Genomic DNA, 21,821 nt, shown 5'->3' with positions numbered 1-21,821 from the left:
CGAGGTTGATGTTGGGAAGCTTGAAACCACCGATGCTCAGGCTCATGACGTTCTCCTTCGTGCCGGCGGCGTGAGTGCCGCCCGGCCTACAAACAGATTATCGCAAGAGCCCCGCCGGAGTTTCCTGGGGGATTTTCTCCGGCTTTTTCTTCACCGCAATCCCAGCGCCTTCAACATCGCGGAAGCCTTGGCGTGGACCGGGTCCTCCCCCTGGGTGAGCTGGGTCGCACGGCGAAGATCCTCCGCCGCCTGGGACTTCTGGCCCATGGCCAGCTTCACCTCGGCACGACCCACGTAGGCGGCGGCGTCGTTGGCGGCCAGCTTGAGGGCCACGTCATAGGCGGCCAGCGCCCCCTGAGGGTTGCCGGCGGCCATCTCCACCACGCCGAGCGCCTTGGCGAAGTAGGCGTCCGCGGGGTTGACGGCATAGAGGCCCTGGAAGAGCGTGCGCGCCTCGTTGACCCGGCCCTGGTAGTAGAAGAAGTAGGCCGTCTTGGCGATGGCGTACAGCTCCTCGTCCGTGTAGCCGCGCACGTCGCGCAGCGTGGCCTTGCCATCCGCCCAGCGCTGCATCATCGCCTGGAGCTTCGCCTCGTCCTGCGCGGGGTTGTTGCTGTCCGGTGCGGCCATGGTGCTAGTACCCCTCTTCCTGCTGCTCCTCGCGCATGCGGCGCTGGATGTCCTGGATCTCCTCGTGGACCTGGCCCACCAGCGCCAGCATCTGCGCCTCGCGCTGCAGCAGACCCTTCAGACGATCCATGCGCTCCGGCGGCGCGGTGATGCGCCCCAGGCTGCGCTCGAGCTGCTGCCGCTGCTCGCCCTCGGCGCGCCCGGCCACGCTGGCCAGATACGGCCGGTCCGCGAAACCCTCCAGATCCGCGTCATGCCCCTTGGGGTTGGGCGGCGTGGGCAGGCGGATCTCCTCCGAGGAGTGCGCCGGGCCGATGAAGTCCAGCAGCGCCGCCGAGGCGAGCGCCGGGTTCTTCGGGTTGCCAATCTTGCGCTTCTTGCGATCCAGCTGGGAGGGATCGACCAGCTTCTCGCGTACCGCACGGGGTCCCCCCCAGGGCCAGAGGGGTGCTCTCGGGGGCTGATTGTTGATCTTGGCCATGGTCTGGAACGAACCTCACACCGTTTGGGGGGTTGGAGTCTACTCCACCCTCAGCGCTTGCCGCTCGCCTGCTGCTCGCGTTGCAGCTCGTAGATGAAGTTGAGGATCTCCGCGACCGCGTCGTACAGCTCCTCGGGGACCTCCTGGCCCACGTCGATGCGGTAGAGCGCGTTGGCCAGCGGCACGTTCCTCATGATGGGGATGTTGTACTGCTTGGCGATCTCCCGGATCTTCTCCGCCTTGATGCGCATCCCCTTGGCCACCACGCGGGGCGCGACATCCTTCTCCTTGTCGTACTTGAGCGCGATCGCCATCTCGACATCTTCACTCATGGGAACCTCGCGTCAGGCCCGCGCAGCGGGAGTGGGATTCTTCAGGCCGTAGACGAAGTTGAGCACCTCGGCCACCGCGTCGTACAGCTCCTCGGGAATCTCATGGCCCACGTCCACGCGCAGCAGCGCGTGCGCCAGGGGCACGTTGCGCAGCGTGGGCACGTCCGAGTCACGGGCGATGGACTTGATGCGCTCGGCCTTGAAGTCGATGCCCTTGGCCAGCACCTTCGGCGCTCCGTCCGAGTCCTTGTCGTACTTGAGCGCCACGGCCACGTGGTCCGGGTTGGTGACGATGACGTCGGCATCCTTCACGGCATCCATCTGCGCCCCCTCCAGGAGCTCCTGCGCCATCTCCTTGCGCTTGGCCTTCTGGTGCGGATCGCCCTCGCTCTCCTTGTACTCCTTCTTCACGTCCTCCTTCGACATCATCATGTCCTTCATGTAGGACTTGCGCTGCCACCAGACGTCGAAGATGGCGAAGAGGAAGAAGACCAGACCCACGCGCATGGCGACGCGGTACACCAGCTCGCCCATCACCGCCATGATGGTGGGGATGTCCCGGCGCACCGTCTCCACCACCAGGGGCATGGCGTCACGCACCACGCCATAGGTGACGTAGGCGGTCACGGAGATCTTCGCCAGGTTCTTGATCAGCTCGATGATCTGCTTCTTGCCGATGAGGTTCTTCGCCCCCTCGATCGGGTTGAGCTTCTCGAGCTTGGGCATCAGCGGGTCCATCGTGAACAGCGAACCCACCTGAAGGAAATCCAACAGGCCTCCCACGACCGCCACGGCCCCCACGACCGGCAGCGTGAGCAGCAGCATCGTCTGCAGGCCCATCACCATGAGGTGGAAGGTGGCCTTCTCCAGGTCCCCCGGGTGGGCGATGTGATCGAAACTGAACTGGAAGAGCTGGGTGACCTGCTCCTCCACGTTGGACCACGTGCCCTTGACCACGCCCAGGCCCACGAGCAGCCCGAACACGCCGGTCAGGTCCTTGCTCTTCCAGACCTGGCCCTTCTTCTTGGCGTCGTCGAGCTTCTTTTGTGAGGGTTCTTCTGTCTTTTCGTCGGACATGGCGGGAACCCCGAATCAGCCGAGCAGGCGCACCGCATCGCGCAACATGGCCAGCATGTCCGCGAAGTCGGTCTGCATCCGCCCCATGATGAGGCCGAGGGACATGAAGACGATGACCACACCCACCAGCGGCTTGATGGCCATGGAGATGAAGAACACCTGGATCTGCGGCGCCACGCGGTTGATGGCGCCCAGCGCCAGGTCCGTCAGGAAGGCGGCCAGCATGGCCGGCGCGGAGAGGGCGATGGAGATCTTCAACAGGTCCGCGAAGGAGCGGATCATCAGATCCATGAACGGCCACATGCCCTGACTGAAGCGCGGGAAGCGATCCAGGGGCACGATGGCGAAGCTCTCGGCGAGCGCCTCGATGACCAGGTGATGGCCGTTGAGGGTGAGGAAGAGCACCACCGCGAGCTGCACCTTGAGGCTGGAGAAGATGGACACCTGCTGCCCGAGCTGCGGCACGTACAGCTGCGCGTTGTTGCTGCCGGACATGGTGTCCACGATGTTGCCGGCCACGCGTGCCGCCTCGAAGACCATGTTGACGATCATCGCCAGCGACACCCCGATGAAGATCTCCTTGAGCATCAGCCCGATGAAGGGCAGCGCGCTGGTGGGGATGGCCCCCATGCGCGCGCTCACCGCGGGGAAGAGCACCACGGAGAGCGTGACGCCCACGCCCATCTTGATCTCCGTGGGCACCACCTCGCCGCCCAGGAACGGCGAGAGCACCAGCACCGGCATGATCCGGCACAGGAGCAGACCCACGGTGAAGATGACGAGCGAGAGGTTGGCCTGCTCGGTCAGCTTCGCGATGACCTCGGAGACGTTCATCTGGCGATGAGGGCCGGGAACTGATCGAAGACGTGGAAGGTGAAGCGCACCAGCTGGCTGCCGATCCATGGACCGGTCAACGCCAGCACGCCGAACACCGCGACCACCTTGGGCGCGAAGGAGAGCGTCTGCTCCTGGATCTGCGTGGTCGCCTGGAAGATGGCGATGACCATGCCGATCATCAGGCCCATGAGCACCGGCGGCGCCGACACCACGAGCACCAGATAGAGCGCCTGCTGCAGGATGGAGTTGAGCTGGTTCATGTGCGTCTCACAGGTAGCCGACGACCAGGCCCTTGGCGATGAGGTACCAGCCGTCGACGAGGACGAAGAGGAGCAGCTTGAAGGGCATGGAGATGGTGGTGGGCGAGAGCATGTGCATGCCCAGCGCCAGCAGGATGTTGGCCACCACCATGTCGATGACGATGAAGGGCACGAAGAGCAGGAAGCCGATCTGGAAGGCCTCCTTCAGCTCGGACACCACGAAGGCCGGGACGACGATCATGAAGTCCCGGTCGGTGATGTCCTGCCGATCCTCCTCCGTGGCCCGCATCTTCTTGGCCAGGTTGAAGAAGAGCGCGCGGTCCTTGTTGGTGATCTTCTTGATGAGGAACTCGCGCAGCGGCTCACGGGACTTCTTGGCCGCCTCCATCAGGTTGCCCACCGTCTCCGAGGACAGCAGGCTGGGCCCCTTGGACAGGATGTCCACCTCGGAAGCCCGGTACATGGCCTGTCCCACCGGGGCCATGATGTAGACCGTGAGGATGATGGCCAGGCCGGTGATGACCTGGGTGGGAGGAATCTGCTGGGTGCCCAGTGCCGAGCGCACGATGGAGAGCACCACGGAGATCTTCACGAAGCTCGTCACCATCATCAGCACGAAGGGGACGAGCGACAGCGCGGCCAGCGCCAGCATCAGCACCAGCGGCCGCGAGGCGAAGGAGTCGGGGCTCACCGACTCGACGGCCACGGCCTCGTTGCCGGAACCACCGCCCCGCTTGGCGGCGAAGGCGATGAACGGATTCAGCGCGAACGCCACGGCGAAGAGCCACGGCGCGATGCGGAGGGCGGGGAGGCGAACGGATGGAGTGAGTCTCACGGGTCGTCTCTATCAGGCGCCCGGCGGCTGGGTGCCGCTCGGTTGGGCGGGAACGCCCGATGGGGAAGCATTGCGGCGGGCGAGGAGCTTCTGGAGGAAGGGAGAAAGGGGAATCACATTGGCCGGGGGCCGCTCGGAACGGATGCGCTCCACCGCCTCGGTATCGAGCTTCGACAGCAGCTGCAGGCCACTCTCGCCACCGCCCACCAGCAGGTACTCGCCCGCGGCCTTCAACACGAACAGGGTGCGGCGCTGATCCAACGGAATCCGCTCCACCACCGACACCACCGCGGGCCGGCCCGTGGCCACGCCCTGCAGCCCCATCAGCTTGCGCAGGCCCACGTTGAGCGTCAGGTAGATGGAGGCCAGCACCGCGCCGAACAGCAGCAGCGTGCGCGTCAGCATCCACCCGAGGCTCTCGGGCTCCTCCTCCAGGCCGGGCCCCGCTGGCTCCGTACTGGAGAACGGGTCGGCGGCGCCCTTCGCCGTGAGGTCGGGGGACTTCGCGGTGGGCACCAGCTCGGCGGCGGGAGCCTGTGCGGCGGCGGGAGCCGGTTGCGCGGGCGAGGCGGTGGCCTGGGCCCGAGCCGGGGACGCGAGCAGCACGCACGCGCACGCCACGAGGGCCGAACGCATCAGGAAAGCGGGAAACACAGCCATGGTGGGGCGCGAGGCTAGTTCATCAGGCAAGAGACCGCCACGGTCCCCCCTGCCCTGCCCCATCGCTCGCCTGCCTGGGTCACCCCTCCGCGGCACGCTCTGGTCTTCTCGTCGCAATGCCACGGTGGAGCCCCCGAACCGGACGATGGACCTCAGCCCGCGAGCGAGAGGACCCGCACGCCCAGCTGCCCCTCCAGCTCCACCAGCTCGCCCCGGGCAATCACCTTGCCGTTCACCGACAGGTCCACCGGCTCGCCCGGCGCCCGGCTCAACTCGATGACCTGCCCCACCCGCATGGACACCACCTGGTCGGCCGTCACCGGCACCCGGGCCAGCTCCACGGAGATCTGCAGCGGGATGTCACCCAGCAGGTCGCTCGCATCCATTCTGTCGTCCACGGCACCACTCTCCGCCAAAGGGTTGTTCATCTCGGGGTTGGTGAACTCCTCGTCCTCCCCCGCCTCTCCGGACTCGCCCAGGGCCTCCGCCGCGGCCTCGTCCGCCTCGGAGGGCACACGCCGCTGGAAGGACTGCTCCCCGAGCACCACCGCGGTGATGCGGGCCCGGTAGAGGCCGTCCTCGACGAACACCTGCGCGTCCAGGCAGCCCGCGCGTCCCAGCCCCAGACGAAGCCGCGCGGTTCCCTCCTCGCCCCGATCCTGCCGGGCCGAGAGCGAGTCCACCAGCACCACGTCCTTCACCCGGAGGCTCGACAGGTCGCGGCTGGAGATCTCCGCGTAGCCGATCTCCGCGCGCAACCAGGCGCGCGCCGACGACAGGCGGCCCAGGTGCGCCTGCACGTCCGAGCGCAGCTGCACCCGCCGCTGCTCGGACACCTGCGCCGGCTCCATCACATCCAGCACGCCCGAGGGCACGAAGAGGCGCACCACGCCGTCGTGGGAGCCGAGCCGGGCGCGCATTTGCACCACCAGCACCGGTCCCTCCTCGCCCAGCCGCGCCACCGCCTCGTCCACCCCGCGCGCCACGCCCTCCATCCGCAGCTTGGGCTGCCCCGGATCCATCCCCGGACCCAGCGCCTTGAGCGCCTCGAGGAGGACGAAGCCCGCCACGCCCTCCTCGATGTCCGTGAGGGGCCGCAGGCCGACCGCCTCGCCCGCGCCGCCCAGCAGCGCGTCCACCGCCGCGTGCGCCAGGGCCAGCTCCACCTCCAGCACCGCGCGCCCGCGATGCGGACCGGGCACCAGGAAGGACAGGAAGGCCGGCTCAGCCATGTGGTGGCGCAGCTCGCCCGAGCCGAACACCTGCACCGTCTCCAGCGAGAAGCCCACCTGCGTGTCGAAGATGGCCTTGAGCCGGGCGCACAGCGCCTCGACGGCCTCGGCCTTCGGCGTCAACCACTTCAGACGCCCGGTGAGCCGGGACTCGGTGAGGGACACCTTCTCCAGCCGCTTGAAGGAGAAGGGGCGCCAGGGCTTCCCCGGGCGCTTCAATTGCCGGGTATCGACGACCATGGTGCGCTCGTGTTCGCCAGGATCTTCGTCCGTATCGAAATCGAGACGACTCATGACTTCGCCTCGATACGCAGATCCTCGAGGGTGAGACCGCGTCCGGCCAGCGCGCTCTTGAGCCCGTCGCGCTGCTCCTCCAGCATCTTCAGTACGTCCTTGTCTCCGCCGCTGAACACGGCATGGATCTTCCCGTTCTTCGCGCTGAGCTTGATGGACAGGCCGCTGAGCACGTCGCTGCGGAGGTCGATCTGGAACTCCGCGTTACCCGCGGCATTGGTGCCCACCCGCACCCGCTCGACGATCTTCTGGGCGATCTCGTTGGCGATGGCGCGCAGCCGCTCCGAGCCCGCCGTGGGCTTGGGCTTGGCCACCGGCACGGGGGCCATCAGCGCGGGGTTGAAGCGGAAGCCAGCCGCCAGCTCCGCCCCGCCGTCCTTCTTGTCCTTGCCGTCCCCACCGCCCTTGCCACCGCCGTCCGCGTCCGTCTTGAGCGAGCCCTTGCTCCGGCCGGCCTGGCCCGCGGCCGAATTCTCGCTGCCCTTGGTGAGCGCCTCGCCGCGCTCGTTCAGGGCGTCGTCGGTGTTCTTGGCGTCCGACAGGCGCGACTCGGAGCGCGTGTGGGCCACGCCCTGGTCCGCCTGCCGGCCCTGGGCCGCCTGGCTCGTCTGGGAGGAGTCCGTCTGCCGCCCCTGGGACAGCCGCTCTCCCTCGCCCGTGCGCGACTGTTGGACGCGCTCGTCCAGGGCCTTGCCCGTCTGGCGCAACGTGCTCTTCTGGGCCTCGCCGCGCTGCTCCGTCTTGCCCTTGGCCTCGTTCTCCTTCAGCAGGCTCGCGAGCACGGACTTCCCCAGGCCCTGCTCCTGGGTCCGGGTCTGCTGCGTCTGCGCCTGCTGGGACTTCTGCTGCTGAACCAGCTTGGAGAAGGCGTTCTCGCCCTCCGTGCGCTGCTTCGTCTTGGACTCCTGGAGACGCTTCTCCTGGGCCAGCCGCTCCGCGGCCTTCTGCGCCTGACGATCGTCTTCGACTCGGCTCATCGCGTCACACCACCAGACGGGGGGAACCCCGAGGTTACTTGCGCTGGCGCATCAGGAACAAGGTGTTCCCGATTTCCTCCTGGTTCAGCTCCTCCTTCGCCTGTCGCTCGGCGCGGATCTGCTTCTGCCAGGTCTCCTTGTGCTTCTCGATGGCCTTGAGCTCCTTGGCGGCCTCGGCCATCTCCCGCCGGCGCTGCTCCACGAGCTTCTCGGCGACCTTGATGGCCTCCTTCTGACGCTCGATCTCCAGCGCCACCTGGGCCTCCTCGTCCTTGAGGCGGTCCTCGTAGCGATTCATCATGGTGAGGCTGTTGACGCCCGTGGCGCCCTTGGCCATCACCTGCTGGAGGTAGGCCATCACCTTCTGCTTGCGCTCGGCCTTGCGCTTCTCGAGATCCTCCTCGAGGCGCTTGAGCTCGGCCTTCTCCTTCTCCAGCGCCTTGACGGCATCGGAGAAGGCCTGTTCGGCCTCCTCCTTGGCGCGCTCGCGCATCTCGAGCAGGACTTGCAACCGGTACGGAGGCATGGTGTCCGCATCCTAGCCCGGAATGCCCCCGTCCCGTTAATCCTCGAAGAGCCCGATGAGCTTCTGGACGGTTTCCTCGAAGGGGCTGTTGGAGTGGGTGTCCTGCTTGAGGAAGTCGATGATGGCGTCGTACTTGTCGATGGCGTAGTCCGTCCGGGGGTCCGTGCCGTACTGGTAGGCGCCCAGGAGGATGAGGTCGCGCTGCTTCTCGTAGGTCGAGAGCGTCTCGCGCAGCTTGCCGGCCGCCTTCTTGTGCTCCTTGGAGACGATGCCGCTCATCACACGGGAGAGGCTGGCCAGCACGTCCATGGCGGGCCACTGGTTGCGCTCGCCCAGGGCACGGTTGAGGATGAAGTGGCCGTCGAGAATACCGCGGACCTCGTCGGCGATGGGCTCCTCCATGTCACCGCCGGCCACGAGGCAGGTGTAGATGGCGGTGCACTTGCCCTTTTCCGAGTTGCCCGTGCGCTCGAGGATGCGCGGCAGCATGGAGAACACGCTCGGCGGATAGCCCTGGCGGGCCGGAGGCTCACCGATGGCGAGGCCGATCTCACGCTGGGCACGGGCCAGACGGGTCACCGTGTCGAGCATGAAGAGCACGTTGCCACCGCGCTCGCGGAAGTACTCGGCGATGGCCGTGGCCACGTAGGCGGCGCGCAGACGCACCAGGCTGGGCTGGTCCGAGGTGGCGCACACCAGCACGGCGCGCTTCATGCCTTCCTCGCCCATGGCGTCCTCGATGAACTCGCGCACCTCGCGGCCACGCTCGCCGATCAGGGCCACCACGCTCAGGTCCGCCTGGGTGTTCCGGGCGATCTGCCCCATCAGCGTGGACTTGCCGACGCCGGAACCGGCGAACAGGCCCACGCGCTGGCCCTCGCCCACGGTGAGCAGCCCGTCGATGCAGCGCACCCCCAGGGGCAGCGGGCGCTCGATGCGCTGGCGCTTGAAGGGGTCCGGGCAGTCACGGTCCACCGACCAGTCGAGCATGCCCTCGGGCAGGGGCTTGCCGTCCATGGGCTCGCCGATGCCATTGAGCACGCGGCCCAGCAGTTCCTCCCCGCACTTGATGGAGAGCGGTCTGCCCGTGGGGATGACCTCGCTGTCCGGACCGATGCCGTAGAGCTCGCCCAGGGGCATGAGCATGACCTCGTCGCCCTGGAACCCCACCACCTCGGCCTTCACCGCGGCCCGGCTGGCGCCCTTGATGATGACGAGCTCTCCCACCCGCACGCCGGGCACGCTGGCCTTGATGACCAGACCCGTCAGCTCGGTGACGCGGCCTCGCACCCGGTACAGCGGCGCGTCCTTGATGAGGGAGTAGTAGCGCGAGAGATCGAGAGCCATGGCTACGGAGGGCCCTCCTTCTTGCCCTGGTCCGGGAACAGCACGTTCTGCAGCATCTCGAACTGGGTGGGCAGTTGCGCGTCCACCTTGCCGAACTCCGTCTGCACGATGCAGCCCACCGGGGCGACGTCCGGATCCTCGCGGATGGCCACGTCCACCGCCCGGCCGATGAGCTCCATCAGCTCCGCCTTGCGGGCGCGCAGCACCGCCGCCGACTTGGGATTCACCCGGAGCACCACCGCCCGCGCGTTGCGCAGCTCCTCGATGGCCTTGGCGCAGATGTCCACCAGCAGCGTGGGATCGCGCTCCACGTCGCGGCCGATGATCTTCTCGGCGATCTTGCACGCCAGGGCCACCACGTCCTGCTCCTGCTGGGCGAGGATCTCCCCCGCCTGCATCTTCGCGCGCAGGATGAGCTCCGTGGCCTGGGCCATGCCCTCCTGCTTGCCCTGCTCGCGGGCCTTGGCCAGCACGTCCTCGCGCTCCTTCTGGGCCTCCGCGAGGATGCGCTCCTTCTCCTTCTGCGCCTCCTCGATGATGCCCTGGGCGCTCTGCCGGGCCTCGAAGACCTCGGCGTTCATCACACCCGGGCGCGGAGGCCGCAGCACCGGCCGATCTCCCCCAGAGGGTGCCGGCTCGGCCGCCGAGTCACCCTTGATCACCTTGCCGATCGCCATGGAAAGCTCCTTGTCAGCGGAATGCTATCGCGTTCCGCCCCTCGGTCCACGCCCGCTCGTCGCCGGCTGCACGCCCGAGCGGGAGCGCCGCTGGACCCGCGTCCCCTCCGGCTGCACGGCCGGCAGCGAGGTGCTGGTCCCCAGCACTCTGGGCGGGCGGTCGGGCTCGGCCTCGGGCTTTTCGCGGGGGATGGCACTGCGGCTGTGCGTGCGCGACACCGGGGAGCGGAAGACGCGCGAGACCTCCGACTCCTCTCCCAGCCGCTCGTCGACACGGGACCGGGTGCCGCCGCGCGTCGGCGCCGGTCCGATCCGGGCTCCGGTGGGATCCGGCGCCACGGGCGCGTTCTCCCGGGGGCTCCGGGAAGAAACCCGGCTCACCCGCGAGCCGTCCGCGTCCTCCGGGCGCCCCACGTAACTGCGCGGGCTGGCCCCCGCCCGGCGCGCCTCGCGCTCGGCGATCGGATCCCTCCGCACACCGACCACGGACTGCGAGGACATGGACCGGCGGACCGAGGAGGGCTCGGAGCTGGCACCCGCGCGCATCTCACGCGACATGGCCGGGCCACGAGCCTGGGGCGCTGGCGCCGGCTTCGCGCTGGGAGTAGGCGGTCCGAGGGCGGGTGCCCGAGGCGGGGTGAGCCGCACCGGGCGCTCGATGAGACCCCGGGCCGCGAGCCGCTCCAGGTCCGTGACGATGTCGGTCCGGCCACCATCGCCGCGGCTCGTCGGCCTGGCGCGCTCGTCGCGCACCCACTTCGCCAGGAGCTGCCCGAAGTCACCGCGGTGCTTCTCCAGCAGGCGCGCCGCGAACTCGGGAGACTGGGCCACGCTCGCGCGCGCCAGGCGGTGCACGCCGGCGCCACGGATGGCGGCGGCCAGGTTCTGCAGGCCCCCGTACTGCTCCAGCTGCGCCTTGGCGTCCTCCTCGGCCATCTTGCGCGCGGCATTGGCCGTCACGGCCCGCGTGGCGAGCTGACGCAGGTGCGGCGGCAGCGCCCCGACGGCCGGCTCCCGCTCCGCGTCCGGCAGGCCCGCCATCGCGGGACCCAGCACACGCGCGCCCAGCCGGTCACACACGGTGAGCAGCTCGCGCGTCTGCAACAGCAGCACGTCCGTGAACTTGAAGGGCACGTGCGCCGAGGACTCGCGGGCGAGCAGCTCCTCGAGCTTCCAGCGCACGATGTCCAGCACCTGGGGCCGCACCTCGCGCGTGAGCTTCACCCGTCCCGTGGACGGCAGGTGGGAGCGCACCGCGTCCGCGAGCGGCGCCGGCAGCGCGCGCAGCACCACCTCCACCAGCGAGAGACGCTCGCGCTTGAGCAGGCCCGCGAGCCGCTCCGGCTCCGCGCTCCAGAGCTGGCCGCGCCGGTCCTTCATCAGCCGCTTGATCTCCTGGACCAGCAGGGGGATCCGCTTGTCGCGAGGGATCTGGAGAATCTCCTGGGCACGGTGCTGGAGCATCTCCGCCTCGTCCTCGGGCAGATGCTCCAGCGCACCGACGCCCTCCTGACCACCGAAGGTGATCGCGGTCAGGAGCATCATCGTCTGGCGCTTGCTCAGCGATGTGAGGAACTGATCCAACGGTCACCCTGGGGGTGGGAGACGCTTCCAGAAAACGACGGAGGGGCTCTCGTTACGGCTTGGGCCTGGCGCGGGCCGTGGCGGCCGTGCCACCTCCGCGCATCAGAGACCATGCCGACAGGCCGATGGAGGCCAGGATGAGCAGCACGGCCACGGCGGCCATCATGCGGAACTGGCCCACGCTGCCCGCCGTCATGCGCATGCCCATGACATCCTGCAGCCGGCTCTCCGGGCTCACCTCCGCCTCGCCCGCGATGGCCGGCGTCAGCAGCACCGTCACCGCCTCCGGCTTCAGCTCCGGCACCGCGGTGGAGACGAACTGCTGCACGTCCTCGCGCTTGATGGGCGACTCGTTCTTGGCCGTCGGCCGGTACTTGATGAACACCGACGCCGAGGGCATCGGCTTGTTCTCCGGCTGCGTGAGATCGTTGTTCTCCGGAATCATCACGATGGCCCGGGCCTCCAGCACGCCGTCGATCTGGTTGAGCGCGTTTGACACTTCGCCGCCGAGCGCCTTGAGCAGCATGGCGCGCTCCTCGGTGGCGGTGGGCACCATGCCACCCTTGGCGAAGTGGCTCAGGCCCTTCTCCATGGGGCGCGGCAGCGAGTACGCCCGCAGCAGCTCGGCGGCCTGCGCCGCGTCGGCCTTGGGAACGACGATGCGGAAGCGCAGCTCGTTGCCGCCCTCTTCCTTCATCTTCGTGGCGGAGATGCCGTTCTTGCTGAGCAGGACATAGATTTCATTGGCATCCTGCTCGGAGAGTTCGTGCTGCAGGTCGATGGTGCAGCCGGTCCCCACCGCGAGGGCGAGGAGGGCGGCGAGCGCGTACGGTCGGAGCGTCATGGGCGCGCCTAGCTTAGATGCGTGGCGTTGTTTCCAACAAGACCCAACCCGGAAACAGGCGGGAAACGAGGAAGGGCGCCCCCTCGCTTCCGAGGAGACGCCCTTCGAGAACCAGACGACCAGGCGAGACTAGACCTGGGTCTTCAGGGTGTCCTTGAGACCGCTGGTGGCCTTCTCGACCACCTTGCTCGTCAGATCCAGCTCCTGGGTGTACTTGTACATACCGGCCTGGAGCGACAGGAGCTCCGCGTTGGAGAAGGTCTTGCCGGAGGCGCCGGCCTTGATGAGCTTCTCCATGTTGACCTGGCCCTTCTCCAACTCGCTGACCACATGGGACAGCATGTTGTTGCCGGTCTTGGCCGTCTCCTGCTTGCCGCCAACGGCCTCGGCGCCGCGCGCGGTGGCGGGCTCCTGGCCAGCGGTGTTGACCTTGTTGAGCGCCGCCTTCTCCGTCTTGTTGACGGCCTCGGTCTGACGCACCTGCTCGGCGCGCTGCGTCGCCTGAGCGGCCTGGGCCTGCTGCACCTGCTCCGGGCCGCCCGCGGCCTGAGCCTTGTTAGCGAGGGCCGCGTCGAACTTCGACGCCCCCTGCTTGTTGACCTGCTGCGCGCCCTGGTCCTGCAACTTCTGCTGGGCGATTTGCGCCGCCGACACGCCGGCCATCGGACCCGCCATGTGACTGCCTCCTTGTATCCTCAGGGGAGGAAGACTCCTCCTCGTTCAACAGTTCCTTGAGCCGTTCGATCGCCCGCGCATGCAGGCGAGACGCCCAGCTCTTCGACTGCCCGATCTCCGCCCCCGCCTCTTCCAGCGTCTTGCCCTGGAAGTAGTAGCCCTGCAGCAACCGGCGTTCCTTCTCCGGCAGCTTCTCGATGGCCGCTCTCACACGGATCCGCTGCTGCTCGAGCTCCAGCCGTTGATCCACCGGCAGGGACTCGTCCGTGAAGCCCAGCCCTTCCGCCCCTTCGAGGCTGGTGGCGAACACCATCGCCAGCCCCGCCACCGCGTTGGAGATGTCCATGACATCATCGTCAATGGACCCCCCGCGGTTGCCTCCTCCCTGCTCGCGATCCGAAAGATTTCCCAGATACGCCGTCGCACGCTCGCCCGCGTAGGCCGAACGCGCGTCTCCCCCCTTGAGCACCCCCATCTTGCGAAGACCATCGTAGATGGCCCCCTTGATGCGGTAGTGGGCAAAGGTGAGGAAGTTGGCGCCTACCTTGGGATCGAACCGGTCGGCGGCCTCGAGGAGACCAATCTGACCGTAGGCGATGAGCTCATCGAGCTCGAGCTGGGCGGAGAACTGCCTGCGCACGGTCGACGCGAGCGACCGGACGTAGGGGCCGTACTTCTCCAGAAGGACCTTCTTGTCTTCCCCGAGACCCAAGAGCGCCGCTCACTCGGCCTTCGACCACAACCGCTCGAGGGCCTGATTCAGACGAGGGTCATCCTGCAGCGCGTCGGCGATCTTGCTGGTCAAGGCCGTCGACTTCATCCGCAGCTTCTCCTTGAGCACCTCGGCGACGAGCTTGCGCGTCGCCTCGTCCTTGCTCTTGAAGTTCCCATTCTTCAGTTGCTTGGCGATGGCGAGCGCCTGGGCGGTGATGGGATCCGCGGCTTGCGGCCCCTGCACGTTGCCCGAACCCACCGCGCCCGACGGGCCGACCAGCCCGGAGGCACGGTCCACCGCACCGCCGAACGACGACGACTCTGCCTTGCCGGCTGGCGCCTTGCCAGCGGGCCCCTTGGCGCCCCCGGCACGTCCCTTTCCGCCGCCTCGTCCAACTCCACCGACCGACATCGGCATGACCTCCTGTCAAAGCATCCTACTTCTTCGCGGAGGGCGGGGGCAGGGCCCCTGCTTCCTTCGCGTCCATCAGCGCCTGGGCCAGACGCGCCCCATCACCCTCGGGGTCCAGGTCCACGGCGGCCTTCAGCTCCTTGAGGGCCTCGGGCACCTTGCCCATGAACAGCAGGGCCTCGCCCGCGTGTGCCCGCGGAAGACCGGAATTGGGAGCGAGCCGCTGGGCAGCCCGGTAGGCCTGCAGCGCCTTGTCATGGCGGCCCTGGGCGAACTCGAGCGAGCCGAGCGCCAGCTGGGGCACCTCGCTCTTGGGCATCAGCACCGCCGCCCCGGCGAAGACCTCCCGCGCCTTCTCGAACTGGCCCATGTCGAGCCACAGGTAGCCCGCCTCGAGAAGAATCATGGCCTCGCGCCTGGCGAGGGGGACGAGGCTGCCCGAGATCTCCGAAGTCTCCGCCATCTGAGTGCCGCTTCCTTTCCAAGTCCGGGACGGCCCGGAGGGAGCAACCACCACCCCCCGGGCGCCGGACCCGTGAAACCACCAGCGCCTGGGCGCTAGCGGATGTTACCGATCGCGTTCTTGGACGTATCGTGCCGCGTCTTGAGCACGTTGGAAATGGTGGAGAACACCTGGTTCTCACGCTGCATGGAAATCTGGACGTTGAGCAGCTTCTTCTGCTCGGCGAACATGCTCTGCATCTCGCCGTTGAACTCGCCGCCGCTCACGCCGCCGCCACCGGGGAGGCTGACCGAGCCGTTGTTGGAGACCGCGGGGCCGCTCGCGCCGGGGATGGCGCCGCCGCTGCTGGCACCCACGGTGGTGTTCATGGGCACGCCGCCCGAGGCCAGGGCCGCGCCGTAGTAGGGGGCCGCGCCCGAGCCGCTCGAGTTACCGAAGGTGGTCAGCGAGGACACCGCCGCGGACACCACGGAGCCACCGGGGACCAGGTTGGCCGCCATGCCCACGCCGCCGGCCACCACGTTGGCCGCGGTGCCCACGCCCGACTGCACGCGAGCGGAGAAGCTGGTGTCCGGCGTCACCCGGGCCGTCGTCATGTTGGTGGACATCCGCGGCATGTTCAGGGAGCTGTCGATCTTCGTCATGGTTCCTCTCCAGGCAATGCAACGACCAAGGTTCAGAGCCCGGCGGGTCCGGCGCTCTCTGTCTGCATTATCGGTGATCGTCCGACGCAGTTGCGTGTGATCCGGCCGGAAACGATCAGCCCACCAAAAACTCCAGTTATTTCCGGCCCTTGGATTTCGACTCGGCCACCAGCCGCTCGCGCGTCTGCAGGAGCACGCCGAGCAGTTCCTCGGTGCGGGAGATCGCCGCCTGGACCTTCCGGGCCTGCTCCGCCTTGGGGCCCTTGAGGTTGGCGAGCTCGTTCTTCACCGGGGTGAAGAGCGACTGGACCTCCTCGGGGGTGGCGCGCTCGATGAACGACTCGATGGCCGGGAAGGACGGCGTGGGCAGGGGATCGGCTGCGGGCGCGGTCTGCTTGGACGGCGGAGGCATGGTGGAAGGAGTCTCCTGTGGAGGCCGGCCGGGAGGTCGGCGCTGTCGGATTCCCCGACGCTAGGGGAAAACGCCCTTCCGGTTCAAGCCGCCTGCCCTACGGGCGGCTCGCCGCTCCACGAAGAGACGCACGGAGAGGGAACAGGCTCGCCCGTTTCCAGCTTCGTCCCTGGCCGCTTCCCACACCGCACCTAGGTTTTGCCCAGCGGGGAACACGTCCATGGGGGGCACGGCCCCGCTCGAAGAGGAGAGACATCTCATGACCAGGAAGCTTGTGGGGCTGTTCGCGTCCGTGGCGTTGGTGAGCTCGGGTCTGGCTGTGGCCGGGGACCAGGAGAGGGGCAAGGATCCACAGACGCAGAGCAGTCAGCCCGCGGGCGGCGATGCCATTGGCGGCGCCGGCACTCAGGGCCAGACTGGCGGCTCTCAGCACGGCCAGGCGGGCAGCACCCAGGGTCAGATGGGCGGCGCCCAGGGCCAGATGGGCGGCGCGCAGCAGATGGGCGAGAAGCAGGTCTCCGGCACCGTGGTGAAGAGCGGCGCCAACCAGCTCAGCCTGCTGACCGACAACGGCGTCATCGCCATCAAGATCAACAAGAACACCAAGTTCCAGGATCCCGGCGTCAAGGGCGCCAAGGATCTCAAGGAGGGCCAGCAGGTACGCACCAGCTTCACCGTGGAGAAGGACAGCAACGTCGCCAAGAGCATCTCGCTGGACACCAGCATGGGCGGCAGCGGCATGAGCCCCGACCAGGGCATCAATCAGCAGCCGGGTGACACGGGCGGCTCGGGCCTGGACCAGGGCATGGACAAGGACCACAACCTGGGCGGTGACGTGGGCGGCTCCGGTGACGTGGGCGGCACCTCCGGTGACGTGGGCGGCGCTGGCGACACCGGCAAGTAACGGTGTCGAGCCCTAGCAGATGGAAACAGGATGCCCCCGTGGGCATCCATCCCTCGCTCGCGGCACCCCTCCGGTGCCGCGAGCAGCTCTTCATGAGGTGGGAAGCGACGTGACGGGCGAGCCGGGCAGGACCCATGGCCACCGCCACGTACATCCACCCAGGCCCGAGAGGGCCGAGCATCAGTCCCTTCAGTATTGACTGAACATCCTGACACCAGTACACCGGGCGCGACTTCCCATTGGGGGGGAATGCCGCGCATGGGTCGCACCGGTTTGAGCGCCGAGGAGGAACGGTTCATCGAATCGATGGGCCTGTTCTTCGAGCGCCAGGGCGTTCCGCGCATCGGCGGCCGCATCCTCGGGTTGCTGCTGCTGGCCGACGAGCCGCTGGCGCTGGGCGAGATCGCCAGGCTGCTGCGGGTGAGTCCGGCCTCGGTGTCCACCAACATCCGCCAGCTGCAGACCAGCGGCACCGTGGACCCCGCCAGCATCCCCGGGGATCGCCGACACTACTACGTCTTCAACAGCGCTGGCTGGGACCACCGGCTCGAGGTGGCGATCTCCGCCATGGATGCGCTGGGCCAGATGTGCCAGGACGCGCTCGCCGTGCCCCGGTTGAGCAAACGCGACAAGCTGCGCGAGGCGGTGGAGTTCTGCGCGTTCTACCGCGAGGAGCTGGCCGGTGCCGTCGAGCGCTGGCGCGCCCGCTTCGCCCGCAGGCCCGGCACCCAGGCAACCAAAACCCCCTCCCCTTCCGCCCGCCAGCGCCGGAGCGGCACCCGCTAACCTTCCCACCCTCTTCCCACGGTTCGCAGAAAGGACCGCACCCGTCATGACCCAGCTCTCGGCCGTACCCGGTGGCGCCCAACCCATCGTCTCCCTCACCGACGTCACCAAGACGTACACCCTGGGCAAGGTGGAGGTGCCCGCGCTGCGCGGCGTGAGCCTCGAGGTGTACCCGGGTGAGTTCATCTCCATCGCGGGTCCGTCCGGCAGCGGCAAGACGACGGCGCTCAACCTCATCGGCTGCGTGGACACGGCCACCTCGGGCGTGGTGCGGGTGGATGGCCAGGACACCAAGCTGCTCACCGAGAGACAGCTCACGAACCTGCGGCTGCACACCATCGGGTTCATCTTCCAGAGCTTCAACCTGGTCTCGGTGCTCAGCGTCTTCCAGAACGTGGAGTTCCCCCTGCTGCTGCAGCGCAAGCTGAACGCGACCGAGCGCCAGCAGCGGGTGATGACGTTGCTGGAGCAGGTGGGCCTGGAGAAGCACGCGAAGCACCGCCCCAACGAGCTGTCCGGCGGCCAGCGCCAGCGCGTGGCCGTGGCGCGCGCTCTCGTCACCCGGCCCAAGCTGGTGCTGGCCGACGAGCCCACCGCCAACCTCGACTCCGTCACCGGCCAGAACATCATCGACCTGATGAAGGAGCTCAACCGCAAGGAGGGCACCACCTTCATCTTCTCCACCCACGACGCCAAGGTGATGAACCACGCCAACGCGGTGGTGAAGCTGGCGGATGGGAAGATCCTCGGCCGCGTCTCCCCGGCCGAGGCCCAGCAGGCCCTGGCCGCTGGAGGGCACTGATGAGCCAGCTCAAGCTCCTGCTACAGGTCGCCCTGCGCAACCTGTTCGTCAGCAAGATCAACCTCCTCATCGGCGGCATCATCTTCTTCGGCACCGTGCTGGTGGTGGTGGGCGGCGCCCTCGTCGACAGCGTGGACGAGTCGATGAGCCGCAGCATCATCGGCAGCGTCGCGGGCCACCTCCAGGTCTACTCGGAGCGCTCCAAGGACGAGCTGGCGCTCTTCGGCAAGATGGGCGGCGAGCCGGACCTGTCCGCCCTGGATGACTTCGCGCGCATCAAGGAGGTCGTCCAGCAGCACCCCAACGTGAAGACGGTGGTGCCCATGGGCACCAACGGCGCCCTCATCACCTCCGGCAACACGGTGGACCTGACGCTCGCCCGCCTGCGCGACCTCTACAAGAAGGCCGCCCAGGGCGAGACGCCCGAGCTGCGCGAGCAGATCCTCAGCCTCCAGGCCCACGTGCGCCAGATGCTCTCCCTCCTCGAGGAGGACCTGAAGCGGCGCAGTGAGATCGCCGACGAGAAGGCCACGGATCCCTCCGAAGTGGAGGCCCTCGCCCGCGCCCGCTCCGAGTCCTTCTGGGCCGACTTCGACAAGGACCCGTTCGGCTCGCTCGAGTTCCTGGAGAACCGCATCGCCCCGCAGGTGACGGATGGGGACATGCTCTACATCCGCTACGTGGGCACGGACCTGGTCAACTTCCAGAACACCTTCGACCGCATGCGCATCGTGGACGGCGCCCCGGTCCCCGCGGGCCGCCGCGGCATGCTCCTGTCCAAGTTCTTCTACGAAGAGTCCTTCAAGCTGAAGACGGCGCGCCGGTTGGACCTCATCAAGGAGGCGCGCGGCCTCAACCACAAGACCATCGCGATGGACCCGCAGCTGGAGCGCTGGGTGAAGGACAACCAGTCCCAGACCCGGGAGATCCTCTTCCAGCTCGATCCCATCAAGACGAAGCAGGCCACGGAGCGGCTCCAGCGCGTGCTGGGCAGCCAGGAGACGGAGCTGGGCAAGCTGCTGCCCGCCTTCTTCGCCATGAACGACGCCAACTTCGACACCCGCTACAAGCAGTTCTACGACGAGCTGGCGCCGCTGCTCGACCTGTACCGCATCCGGCTCGGGGACGATCTCACCATCACCGCCTTCACCCGCACCGGCTACGTGCAGAGCGTGAACGTGAAGATCTACGGCACCTACGAGTTCGAGGGCCTGGAGAAGTCCGCGGTGGCCGGCTCGCTCAACCTGATGGACCTGATGTCCTTCCGGGAGCTCTACGGCTACCTCACCGCGGAGAAGAAGGCCGAGCTGTCCGAGCTGCAGAAGGCCAGTGGCGTCCAGGAGGTGAAGCGCGAGGACGCCGAGTCGGCGCTCTTCGGCGAAGAAGGCACCGCCTCCCTCGTGGCCGATGCCACCCCCGGCCTCATCGACGAGGACCAGCAGCTCGACGGCGTCGCCCAGAGGCTGCGCCGCGAGGAGCTGGCCAACCGCGTCTACACCCAGCAGGAGCTCGAGAACGGCGTGGTGCTCAGCGCCGCCATCCTCCTGAAGGACCCGGAGCTGCTCGATCAGACGATGGCCGAGCTCCAGTCCCTGGGCACGGCCTCGGGACTGCCGCTGAAGGTCGTCTCCTGGCAGCAGGCCTCCGGCCTCATCGGCCAGTTCGTCCTGGTGGCCAAGCTGGTGCTCTACGCCGCCGTCTTCATCATCTTCGTGGTGGCCCTGGTCATCATCAACAACGCGATGATGATGGCCACCCTGCAACGGGTGCGCGAGGTGGGCACCATGCGGGCCATCGGCGCGCAGCGCTCCTTCGTGCTGAACATGGTCCTGGTGGAGACGCTGGTGCTGGGCCTCGTGTTCGGCACCCTGGGCGCCACCGTGGGCGGCGTCATCATGCAGGCGCTCGGCAAGGCGGGCATCCCCGCCGGCAACGAGGCGCTCTACTTCTTCTTCTCCGGGCCCCGGCTCTTCCCCAGCCTGCACGTGTCCAACCTCGTCGAGGCCTTCGTCATCGTGCTCGTGGTGTCCGCCCTCTCCACCTTCTACCCCGCGTTCCTCGCGACCCGGGTCTCGCCCCTCCAGGCGATGCAAACGGACGAGTGAAGCCATGCAACAGCTCTTCCTCATCGCGGTTCGCAACCTCGGTACCCACAAGCGCCGCACCCTGCTGCTGGGTGGCGCCATCGCCGGCGTCACGGCGCTCCTCGTCATCCTCATGGGCCTGTCCAACGGCATGAAGGCGACCATGCTGGAGTCCGCCACCACGCTGATGACAGGGCACGTCAACGTCGGCGGCTTCTACAAGGTCTCCGCCGGCCAGGCCGCCCCCGTGGTCACCAACTACCCCAAGCTGCTCGAGCAGCTGCGCAAGGAAGTCCCCGAGATGGAGTACTCCGTGCAGCGCGCACGGGCCTGGGTCAAGATCGTCAGCGAGACGGGCTCCATCCAGGTGGGCATGGGCGGCATCGACGTGGAGGCCGAGAAAGGCTTCCGCAAGGTGGTGCAGCTCCGCGAGGGCAAGCTCGAGGACCTGGCCCAGCCCAACACCCTCCTCCTCTTCGAGGAGCAGGCCACGAAGCTCGACGTGAAGGTGGGCGACACCGTCACCCTGTCCGCGCCCACCATGCGCGGCACCAGCAACACGGTCGACGTGCGTGTGGCCGCCATCGCCGCCAACGTGGGCATGCTCAGCTCCTTCAACGTCTACGTGCCCAACGCCACCCTGCGCGGCCTCTACCAGACGCGCGAGGACGCCACCGGCGCCCTCATGCTCTACCTCAAGGACATGGCCGACATCCCCGCCGTGCAGGCCCGCCTCTTCAAGCGCCTGCCCGAGCTGGGCTACCAGTTGATGGAGCACAACCCCCAGCCCTTCTTCATGAAGTTCGAGACCGTCAACCGCGAGGCCTGGACGGGGCAGAAGCTCGACGTCACCAACTGGGAGGACGAAATCTCCTTCATCAAGTGGACGGTCTCCGCGCTCGACGCGCTCACCTTCGTCCTCACCTTCGTGCTGCTCATCATCATCGCCATCGGCATCATGAACACGCTGTGGATCGCCATCCGCGAGCGCACCCGGGAGATCGGCACCCTGCGCGCCATCGGCATGCAGCGCGGCTACGTGCTGGTGATGTTCCTCCTGGAGGCGCTCGTGCTCGGGCTGCTCGGCACCGTGACGGGCGCCCTGGTGGGCCTGGGCGTGTGCGTGGCCTTCAACGCCGCGGACATCTCCGTGCCCGTCGTCGTCCAGGTCTTCATCCTGTCCGAGAAGCTCCACCTGGTCGTCAACCCCGGCTCCATGGTGGGCGCCATCACGTTCATCACGGTCTGCACCACCCTCATCTCGTTGATCCCCTCCTTCCTCGCCGCGCGGATGAAGCCCGTCACGGCGATGCACCACATCGGATGATTGCC

The 21,821-nt window shown here is 67.8% G+C and carries 26 protein-coding genes; 5 read left to right on the top strand and 21 right to left on the bottom strand.

Features of this window, described 5'->3' with window-relative positions; translation table 11 throughout:
- Positions 1 to 150: 150 nt before the first annotated feature.
- The 21 genes from NR810_RS18590 to NR810_RS18490 all read right to left on the bottom strand — a co-directional run bounded on the left by NR810_RS18590 (position 151) and on the right by NR810_RS18490 (position 15,913).
- Positions 151 to 630, bottom strand: a complete 480-nt coding sequence (locus NR810_RS18590; protein WP_257454123.1) for a SycD/LcrH family type III secretion system chaperone — start codon at positions 628 to 630, stop codon at positions 151 to 153.
- 4 nt (positions 631 to 634) lie between these two features.
- Positions 635 to 1,111, bottom strand: coding sequence for a hypothetical protein (locus NR810_RS18585; protein ID WP_257454121.1), 477 nt, complete (start codon positions 1,109 to 1,111; stop codon positions 635 to 637).
- A gap of 50 nt (positions 1,112 to 1,161) precedes the next feature.
- Positions 1,162 to 1,443, bottom strand: coding sequence for an EscU/YscU/HrcU family type III secretion system export apparatus switch protein (locus tag NR810_RS18580; protein ID WP_257454120.1), 282 nt, complete (start codon positions 1,441 to 1,443; stop codon positions 1,162 to 1,164).
- Positions 1,444 to 1,455: 12 nt separating this feature from the next.
- Positions 1,456 to 2,520: a type III secretion system export apparatus subunit SctU gene (gene sctU / locus NR810_RS18575; RefSeq protein WP_257454118.1), complete on the bottom strand. Its 1,065-nt coding sequence runs from the start codon at positions 2,518 to 2,520 to the stop codon at positions 1,456 to 1,458.
- Positions 2,521 to 2,535: 15 nt separating this feature from the next.
- On the bottom strand, positions 2,536 to 3,354 hold the full coding sequence (locus NR810_RS18570) for a flagellar biosynthetic protein FliR (protein WP_257454116.1): 819 nt from the start codon (positions 3,352 to 3,354) through the stop codon (positions 2,536 to 2,538).
- Positions 3,351 to 3,617, bottom strand: a complete 267-nt coding sequence (gene fliQ, locus NR810_RS18565; protein ID WP_257454114.1) for a flagellar biosynthesis protein FliQ — start codon at positions 3,615 to 3,617, stop codon at positions 3,351 to 3,353. Before fliQ ends, NR810_RS18570 begins: the two co-directional genes overlap by 4 nt.
- A 7-nt stretch (positions 3,618 to 3,624) precedes the next feature.
- On the bottom strand, positions 3,625 to 4,452 hold the full coding sequence (sctR, locus tag NR810_RS18560; RefSeq protein WP_326522508.1) for a type III secretion system export apparatus subunit SctR: 828 nt from the start codon (positions 4,450 to 4,452) through the stop codon (positions 3,625 to 3,627).
- Between the two features lie 12 nt (positions 4,453 to 4,464).
- Positions 4,465 to 5,088 (bottom strand): FliO/MopB family protein, encoded by a 624-nt coding sequence (locus tag NR810_RS18555; RefSeq protein WP_257454112.1) that lies wholly within the window; start codon positions 5,086 to 5,088, stop codon positions 4,465 to 4,467.
- A gap of 176 nt (positions 5,089 to 5,264) precedes the next feature.
- Complete coding sequence (gene sctQ, locus NR810_RS18550) at positions 5,265 to 6,638, bottom strand: type III secretion system cytoplasmic ring protein SctQ (protein ID WP_257454110.1); 1,374 nt, start codon at positions 6,636 to 6,638, stop codon at positions 5,265 to 5,267.
- Positions 6,635 to 7,615, bottom strand: a complete 981-nt coding sequence (locus tag NR810_RS18545) for a flagellar hook-length control protein FliK (RefSeq protein WP_257454108.1) — start codon at positions 7,613 to 7,615, stop codon at positions 6,635 to 6,637. Before NR810_RS18545 ends, sctQ begins: the two co-directional genes overlap by 4 nt.
- Before the next feature lie 34 nt (positions 7,616 to 7,649).
- Positions 7,650 to 8,141 carry a flagellar assembly protein FliH gene (locus NR810_RS18540; protein ID WP_257454106.1) on the bottom strand — a complete coding sequence of 164 codons (492 nt, stop codon included), beginning with the start codon at positions 8,139 to 8,141 and terminating at the stop codon, positions 7,650 to 7,652.
- A 36-nt stretch (positions 8,142 to 8,177) separates the two neighbouring features.
- Positions 8,178 to 9,488, bottom strand: coding sequence for a type III secretion system ATPase SctN (sctN, locus tag NR810_RS18535; RefSeq protein WP_257454104.1), 1,311 nt, complete (start codon positions 9,486 to 9,488; stop codon positions 8,178 to 8,180).
- A 2-nt stretch (positions 9,489 to 9,490) separates the two neighbouring features.
- Positions 9,491 to 10,165 carry a FliH/SctL family protein gene (locus NR810_RS18530; RefSeq protein ID WP_204226717.1) on the bottom strand — a complete coding sequence of 225 codons (675 nt, stop codon included), beginning with the start codon at positions 10,163 to 10,165 and terminating at the stop codon, positions 9,491 to 9,493.
- Between the two features lie 24 nt (positions 10,166 to 10,189).
- The gene (locus NR810_RS18525) at positions 10,190 to 11,749 is read right to left on the bottom strand and encodes a hypothetical protein (RefSeq protein WP_257454101.1); all 1,560 of its coding nucleotides are present in this window, start codon (positions 11,747 to 11,749) and stop codon (positions 10,190 to 10,192) included.
- 52 nt (positions 11,750 to 11,801) lie between these two features.
- On the bottom strand, positions 11,802 to 12,593 hold the full coding sequence (locus tag NR810_RS18520) for a type III secretion protein (RefSeq protein ID WP_257454100.1): 792 nt from the start codon (positions 12,591 to 12,593) through the stop codon (positions 11,802 to 11,804).
- A 129-nt stretch (positions 12,594 to 12,722) separates the two neighbouring features.
- Positions 12,723 to 13,268 (bottom strand): ATP-dependent helicase HrpB, encoded by a 546-nt coding sequence (locus NR810_RS18515; protein ID WP_257454099.1) that lies wholly within the window; start codon positions 13,266 to 13,268, stop codon positions 12,723 to 12,725.
- Positions 13,150 to 13,980, bottom strand: coding sequence for a sigma-70 family RNA polymerase sigma factor (locus tag NR810_RS18510; RefSeq protein WP_257454098.1), 831 nt, complete (start codon positions 13,978 to 13,980; stop codon positions 13,150 to 13,152). The genes NR810_RS18515 and NR810_RS18510 overlap by 119 nt, the downstream gene beginning before the upstream one ends.
- A 9-nt stretch (positions 13,981 to 13,989) precedes the next feature.
- Positions 13,990 to 14,394: a hypothetical protein gene (locus NR810_RS18505; protein WP_257454097.1), complete on the bottom strand. Its 405-nt coding sequence runs from the start codon at positions 14,392 to 14,394 to the stop codon at positions 13,990 to 13,992.
- A gap of 25 nt (positions 14,395 to 14,419) precedes the next feature.
- Positions 14,420 to 14,857 (bottom strand): tetratricopeptide repeat protein, encoded by a 438-nt coding sequence (locus NR810_RS18500; protein ID WP_257454096.1) that lies wholly within the window; start codon positions 14,855 to 14,857, stop codon positions 14,420 to 14,422.
- Positions 14,858 to 14,952: 95 nt separating this feature from the next.
- Complete coding sequence (locus NR810_RS18495) at positions 14,953 to 15,501, bottom strand: hypothetical protein (protein WP_257454095.1); 549 nt, start codon at positions 15,499 to 15,501, stop codon at positions 14,953 to 14,955.
- Positions 15,502 to 15,637: 136 nt separating this feature from the next.
- Positions 15,638 to 15,913 carry a hypothetical protein gene (locus NR810_RS18490; protein ID WP_257454093.1) on the bottom strand — a complete coding sequence of 92 codons (276 nt, stop codon included), beginning with the start codon at positions 15,911 to 15,913 and terminating at the stop codon, positions 15,638 to 15,640.
- A 259-nt stretch (positions 15,914 to 16,172) separates the two neighbouring features.
- Here NR810_RS18490 and NR810_RS18485 point away from each other — a divergent pair, with 259 nt between their 5' ends.
- The 5 genes from NR810_RS18485 (at position 16,173) to NR810_RS18465 (ending at position 21,816) form a co-directional block, all read left to right on the top strand.
- On the top strand, positions 16,173 to 16,817 hold the full coding sequence (locus NR810_RS18485; protein WP_257454091.1) for a hypothetical protein: 645 nt from the start codon (positions 16,173 to 16,175) through the stop codon (positions 16,815 to 16,817).
- A 258-nt stretch (positions 16,818 to 17,075) separates the two neighbouring features.
- A complete protein-coding gene (locus tag NR810_RS18480; RefSeq protein ID WP_257454089.1) occupies positions 17,076 to 17,603 on the top strand; it encodes a GbsR/MarR family transcriptional regulator in 528 nt (175 codons plus the stop codon).
- 46 nt (positions 17,604 to 17,649) lie between these two features.
- Complete coding sequence (locus NR810_RS18475) at positions 17,650 to 18,405, top strand: ABC transporter ATP-binding protein (RefSeq protein ID WP_257454087.1); 756 nt, start codon at positions 17,650 to 17,652, stop codon at positions 18,403 to 18,405.
- Positions 18,405 to 20,510 (top strand): ABC transporter permease, encoded by a 2,106-nt coding sequence (locus NR810_RS18470; protein WP_257454086.1) that lies wholly within the window; start codon positions 18,405 to 18,407, stop codon positions 20,508 to 20,510. Before NR810_RS18475 ends, NR810_RS18470 begins: the two co-directional genes overlap by 1 nt.
- Positions 20,511 to 20,514: 4 nt before the next feature.
- Positions 20,515 to 21,816 (top strand): ABC transporter permease, encoded by a 1,302-nt coding sequence (locus NR810_RS18465; RefSeq protein ID WP_257454084.1) that lies wholly within the window; start codon positions 20,515 to 20,517, stop codon positions 21,814 to 21,816.
- Positions 21,817 to 21,821 lie beyond the last annotated feature (5 nt).

Source organism: Archangium lipolyticum, from assembly GCF_024623785.1.
In the GTDB taxonomy this organism is placed as follows: domain Bacteria; phylum Myxococcota; class Myxococcia; order Myxococcales; family Myxococcaceae; genus Archangium; species Archangium lipolyticum.
The sequence above is the reverse complement of the archived record's forward strand: the minus strand, read 5'-3'. Positions and strand labels throughout refer to the sequence as shown.

Excerpts from the sequence above, each read along its gene's own strand:
- NR810_RS18590 (WP_257454123.1), bottom strand. The coding sequence starts at position 630 with ATGGCCGCACCGGACAGCAACAACCCCGCGCAGGACGAGGCGAAGCTC.
- NR810_RS18530 (WP_204226717.1), bottom strand. The coding sequence starts at position 10,165 with ATGGCGATCGGCAAGGTGATCAAGGGTGACTCGGCGGCCGAGCCGGCA.
- NR810_RS18555 (WP_257454112.1), bottom strand. The coding sequence starts at position 5,088 with ATGCGTTCGGCCCTCGTGGCGTGCGCGTGCGTGCTGCTCGCGTCCCCG.
- sctN (WP_257454104.1), bottom strand. The coding sequence starts at position 9,488 with ATGGCTCTCGATCTCTCGCGCTACTACTCCCTCATCAAGGACGCGCCG.
- NR810_RS18490 (WP_257454093.1), bottom strand. The coding sequence starts at position 15,913 with ATGCCTCCGCCGTCCAAGCAGACCGCGCCCGCAGCCGATCCCCTGCCC.
- NR810_RS18505 (WP_257454097.1), bottom strand. The coding sequence starts at position 14,394 with ATGTCGGTCGGTGGAGTTGGACGAGGCGGCGGAAAGGGACGTGCCGGG.
- NR810_RS18545 (WP_257454108.1), bottom strand. The coding sequence starts at position 7,615 with ATGAGCCGAGTCGAAGACGATCGTCAGGCGCAGAAGGCCGCGGAGCGG.
- NR810_RS18570 (WP_257454116.1), bottom strand. The coding sequence starts at position 3,354 with ATGAACGTCTCCGAGGTCATCGCGAAGCTGACCGAGCAGGCCAACCTC.
- NR810_RS18495 (WP_257454095.1), bottom strand. The coding sequence starts at position 15,501 with ATGACGAAGATCGACAGCTCCCTGAACATGCCGCGGATGTCCACCAAC.
- NR810_RS18475 (WP_257454087.1), top strand. The coding sequence starts at position 17,650 with ATGACCCAGCTCTCGGCCGTACCCGGTGGCGCCCAACCCATCGTCTCC.
- NR810_RS18520 (WP_257454100.1), bottom strand. The coding sequence starts at position 12,593 with ATGACGCTCCGACCGTACGCGCTCGCCGCCCTCCTCGCCCTCGCGGTG.
- NR810_RS18580 (WP_257454120.1), bottom strand. The coding sequence starts at position 1,443 with ATGAGTGAAGATGTCGAGATGGCGATCGCGCTCAAGTACGACAAGGAG.
- NR810_RS18470 (WP_257454086.1), top strand. The coding sequence starts at position 18,405 with ATGAGCCAGCTCAAGCTCCTGCTACAGGTCGCCCTGCGCAACCTGTTC.
- NR810_RS18540 (WP_257454106.1), bottom strand. The coding sequence starts at position 8,141 with ATGCCTCCGTACCGGTTGCAAGTCCTGCTCGAGATGCGCGAGCGCGCC.
- NR810_RS18485 (WP_257454091.1), top strand. The coding sequence starts at position 16,173 with ATGACCAGGAAGCTTGTGGGGCTGTTCGCGTCCGTGGCGTTGGTGAGC.
- sctU (WP_257454118.1), bottom strand. The coding sequence starts at position 2,520 with ATGTCCGACGAAAAGACAGAAGAACCCTCACAAAAGAAGCTCGACGAC.
- NR810_RS18480 (WP_257454089.1), top strand. The coding sequence starts at position 17,076 with ATGGGTCGCACCGGTTTGAGCGCCGAGGAGGAACGGTTCATCGAATCG.
- NR810_RS18500 (WP_257454096.1), bottom strand. The coding sequence starts at position 14,857 with ATGGCGGAGACTTCGGAGATCTCGGGCAGCCTCGTCCCCCTCGCCAGG.
- NR810_RS18515 (WP_257454099.1), bottom strand. The coding sequence starts at position 13,268 with ATGGCGGGTCCGATGGCCGGCGTGTCGGCGGCGCAAATCGCCCAGCAG.
- fliQ (WP_257454114.1), bottom strand. The coding sequence starts at position 3,617 with ATGAACCAGCTCAACTCCATCCTGCAGCAGGCGCTCTATCTGGTGCTC.
- NR810_RS18465 (WP_257454084.1), top strand. The coding sequence starts at position 20,515 with ATGCAACAGCTCTTCCTCATCGCGGTTCGCAACCTCGGTACCCACAAG.
- NR810_RS18585 (WP_257454121.1), bottom strand. The coding sequence starts at position 1,111 with ATGGCCAAGATCAACAATCAGCCCCCGAGAGCACCCCTCTGGCCCTGG.
- sctQ (WP_257454110.1), bottom strand. The coding sequence starts at position 6,638 with ATGAGTCGTCTCGATTTCGATACGGACGAAGATCCTGGCGAACACGAG.